4 protein-coding genes are annotated in these 3,704 nt (G+C 54.4%); all 4 read right to left on the bottom strand.

Translation table 11 applies throughout. The features are described from left to right. On the bottom strand, positions 1–1,237 hold a 1,237-nt coding region (locus QZP87_RS10415; protein WP_291322859.1), incomplete at its 3' end, for a hypothetical protein. Positions 1,238–1,265: 28 nt separating this feature from the next. After that, positions 1,266–2,615 (bottom strand): biotin carboxylase N-terminal domain-containing protein, encoded by a 1,350-nt coding sequence (locus tag QZP87_RS10410; RefSeq protein WP_291322858.1) that lies wholly within the window; start codon positions 2,613–2,615, stop codon positions 1,266–1,268. Further along, positions 2,572–3,024 (bottom strand): biotin/lipoyl-containing protein, encoded by a 453-nt coding sequence (locus tag QZP87_RS10405; RefSeq protein ID WP_291322857.1) that lies wholly within the window; start codon positions 3,022–3,024, stop codon positions 2,572–2,574. The genes QZP87_RS10410 and QZP87_RS10405 overlap by 44 nt, the downstream gene beginning before the upstream one ends. A 42-nt stretch (positions 3,025–3,066) precedes the next feature. Next, the coding region (locus QZP87_RS10400; protein ID WP_291322856.1) for a carboxyl transferase domain-containing protein at positions 3,067–3,704 on the bottom strand (638 nt) is incomplete at its 5' end.

The raw sequence follows: 3,704 nt of genomic DNA, 5'->3' as shown, positions 1-3,704 counted from the left end.
GGCTGGCAGTTTCAAGTGCCTGGCTCTGGGGCAGGGATATTTCGATCTGCGGGTTGCTATGCTCGTCCTCAGTCATTCGGACTAAGTAGCGTCCGTTGAAATAGGGCTCAAATTGTTCGGACTCCAGGGCGGACTTGATTTGATCCAGGGTTATGTTGGCTCCGTAGAAGAACAGGGTCTGATCTATGCGTCCGTAAAGCGCTACAAAAGGAGTATTCCATTGGGGAACGGGCAGGCTGGCATCACGCACCACCTGTTCGGCGTCGTGGCCATGGTCACGCAGTCTGTCCAGCATCTCGCTCCGAGGCATAAAACGGACGTGATCTCCGCTGCGGTAGCGCATGAGCGGAATGCCCTGAATGCGGCTGACCACCAGCTCGCCGTTTACTTCTTCGAAGTAGGAGTTCAAGGGCGCCCGCTGGAAAAACATGGGGATGGCTGGTTCTCCCAGGATTTCCCGGCACAATCCATCACGCGTAAGTATGCGCCGGATGGCGATGGTCAGGGGATTTTCAAAGCCTACATTGGCAAAATCTGTTGAGCCGTACAGACACCAGACAGTGTTAAGATCTTTTTCTGTATGCCCCAGCAGTTTCCACATGTGCTCCCGGTATTTTTCAGTGATGCCCTCCCCGCCGACCATGACGTGGATATTACGGCCGGGCAGATCCATGCCCTGGGCTTCTGCCTGTTCCAATACATTTTTGGCAAAAGGAGGATAACTCAGCAGCAGGGTTTGGCTGTAGTTGGGACTCAGGCGCTCCAGCACTTCCAGGATGTTATCATTGTTCAGACCTGGGGAGCAAAGTGCCAGCCCAGGTGTCTCTCTGGCCAGAACTCGGAAGGCATAGGAACTCTGCATGCCTGTGCCCCAGGGGCCAAGGGCCAGACCGACTATGATCAGGGTGGGCTGCTTTTGCGAAGCCGTATAATCATGGAAGAGCTTTCTCATTCCCTGAGGAAAATTTTTTTCGTCCTCATAGCGGCGCGGCCAGAAAAAGGGTTTGCGCGAAGTACCTGAGCTGCGCAGCCAGAGGTGGGCACAGTTGACATTGCCGTCTAAGCACAGATCTTCAATGGGATGCTTCAGGATATAGCTGGCCTTGTCCATTAAAGGGATGTCCGCTAAATCCTCCATGGTTTGCACCTTGGGGATACCGCCGGTCTGTTCTTGAAGAAATTTTTGATAGGCAGGAACGCGATTAACAATTTCATTATACATCTCTACAGGATTCATTGCATGCTCCTTGTTTGGATTATATCAGCTATACTGTGGCCGAGGCAAACTGATCCCGGACGATAAGTTCCCTGTATCTTTCAGTATTGACCTTTACTCCGGTGATACGTGTTTCGTTCAGACAGCGCAGCATTCTCTGCCTGGTGAGGTCTCGGTTTTCATGGTGTGCCATGATTTTGGCTGCCAGGGAGTCATACCAGACCGGGATTTCAGCCCCTTGCAACAAGGCAGTGTCTACCCGCACGCCGGGTCCGGAAGGCAGTTCCAGGCTTTGGACAATGCCCGGTGAGGGCAGCGCTGTTTTGGGGTCTTCTGCGTTTATTCGACACTCCATGGCATGTCCCTGGCAAAAAATATCATCCTGAGCCCATGGGATGCCTGTGCCGCCGGCAACACTTAATTGTGCAGCTACCAGATCCACTCCGGTAATCATTTCAGTTATTCCGTGTTCTACCTGGAGTCTGGTGTTCATCTCCATAAAATAATAATCTGATCCGCATACAAGAAATTCTACAGTGCCTGCACCGGCATAGCCAAGAAAACAGGTCAGACGGACTGCAGCCTGGTGCAGCTGGTTTCTTACTGCCTGGTCCACCAGCACGGCCGGGGCTTCTTCGATAAGTTTTTGACGCCGTCGCTGCAGGGAGCAGTCGCGTTCAAAGAGGTGAACGGCGTTTCCGTCACCATCCCCCATCACCTGTACTTCTACATGGCGCATGCCTGAAAGCTGTTTTTCAACATACAAACGCCCATCGCCAAAGGCGGCAGCGGCTTCGGCCCGGGTCTCTTCAAAGAGGCGGTGCATTTCCTGAGCAGAGTTTACAGGACGAATGCCGATTCCTCCTCCGCCCATGGCAGCTTTGAGCATAACGGGATAACCCACTTCCATAGCTGCCTGGTTAGCCTGGTGGGCTGAAGAGACCTCTTCTTTGCTGCCCGGGATCACAGGAATTCCTGCGCTCAACGCAGCCTGGCGGGCCGCAATCTTGTCGCCCATCTGCTCCAGGGTATGCGCTCTGGGGCCGATAAAGGTCACATTAGCCTCAGAGCAGGCCCGGGCCAGGCTCGCCGACTCGGAAAGAAAGCCGTAGCCCGGATGCAGGGCATCACAATTAAAGGACCTGGCAGCTCCTGCCACGGCCTGGATGTTCAAATAGCTTTGCAGAGGCGGAGGCGGACCTATGCACACGGTTTCATCAGCCTGGCGCATGGCCAGTGAATCCCTGTCCGCTGTTGAATGTGCAAGTACTGAGGTTATGTTCATCTCGCGGCAGGTGCGGATAATGCGCAGGGCGATTTCGCCCCGGTTGGCAATGAGGATACGCTGCATGGGATCAGGGCTGTTGAATATCTGGCCGCACCAGAAAAAGCGGCTCATTGAACTCTACTGACTGCTTATCGGTCACCAGCACCTCCACCACCTGTCCATCCACCTCGCTGACGAGTTCGGTTCGCATTTTCATGGCCTCAACATAGCCTATCACGTCTCCAGAGGAGACATGGTCGCCCGCCAGCAGGGTTTTGGCTGCTGCGTCCTGGTCCGGGTGCAGAAAAATACCCACCATGGGGCTGCGAACAGCATGCAGTCCATGGGGAACATCTTTTGTTTCGGGTTTGAGCGCTTCCTGTCCAGCGGAAGATGCCAGGCCGGTGGAAACAGGCATAACTGCAGGTTGATCCCTATGGCGGACTACCCGAATCCGGGAACCGTTTTCCTCCACCTCCAGTTCATCCAGGTTCCACTTTTCTGCCAGGTTGATGATTTTTTCGATTTTTTCATTGTTCATGCGTATTCTCCCATATTTATCGGCGGGTGTTGCGGGTCAGACTCAGACCGTATTCTGAGCAAAGGAGGAAAGCCGATGGCGCAGATCTTCCCAGGCAATGACTTCCTGGATGAGTCCCTTATCGAGAAAAACCTGAGGATCCAGAGCTCCGGAGAGCATTTCTTTTGCAGCATTCCGGGCCGGTTCAGGCATATCCCGGTCATGGCTGAAACGGCTCAGGGCCTCTGGTCCAAATACTGAGATGGAAGAACCGGGCATGGCCCAGAAACCGGCGTCAAAGCCTGCGCCGGCCATGGCGTAAAGACCTGCTGAATAAGCCTTGCGGGCCACTATACACACCTTGGGCGAAGGGCTTTGAGCTATGGCCGTATACAAATCCGCAGCCGCCTGGACAATGCCCTGGTGCTCCACGTCCTCTCCGATCATAAAACCGGGTGTGTCGGCCAGAAAGGCCACAGGCAGCCGAAATCTGCCGCATAGATTTATAAACCGGGTCATCTTGCGGCAGGTTTCGGGAAAGAGCACTCCGCCCCGTACAGCAGAGTTTGAGGCTACCACAGCCAGTGAGGCACCATTTATGCGGCACAGACCGGTCAGGCATTCCGAGGCATGATCAGCTCCCATTTCCAGCCAGGAGCCGCCGTCGGCAATGCCTTTGACAATCAGGTGCATGTCATATG

The sequence above is a fragment of the Desulfonatronospira sp. genome (assembly GCA_003563255.1).
Classification (GTDB): domain Bacteria; phylum Desulfobacterota; class Desulfovibrionia; order Desulfovibrionales; family Desulfonatronovibrionaceae; genus Desulfonatronospira.
Note: the sequence above shows the minus strand (reverse complement) of the source record. Positions and strands in the feature narration are given on the sequence as shown.